At 65.7% G+C, this 397-nt stretch carries 1 pseudogene; it reads right to left on the bottom strand.

The features are described 5' to 3' along the window. Positions 1-397 (bottom strand): annotated as a pseudogene (locus ACY45C_RS13900) (hypothetical protein); the annotation flags it as partial.

The following is a 397-nucleotide window of genomic DNA, read 5'->3' as shown; positions in this document are numbered from 1 at the left end:
CGGCATGTTCGCGATCTGAGTGACCTGTCCAGGAATCGGCGGTGTCTCCCGTCTGTCCGGTTTGCCATGGGAAGCCATGGAGCTCGAGAGCGGCGGTGGCTTTCTTGTGGGCGCGGCGGCCGGAGGAGATGTAGCGGTAGCCAGCGCGGCGGATCGCGTTGATCGCGGCGCCTCGGAAGATCGCGAGGGCTGCCGGGACACGGCCGGTCCGGCTGCTGCTGGCGTCTTCACCGAAGGTCATGTCTCGGACATAATGCTGCTTGACCTCGATGTGCCAATGGCCGCGGGCAAGGTCGGCGAGCAGGGCGGGTTCGGCCTGTTCGGCGGTGACGCCGATGATCATGTAGATGGTCTCGCAGGTCGGGGCCTTGTCCTTCTCCTTGCGCCAGCGGTGGAT

This window comes from Frankia sp. CcWB2 (assembly GCF_977927585.1).
This window is presented reverse-complemented; position numbering and strand designations above follow the sequence as displayed.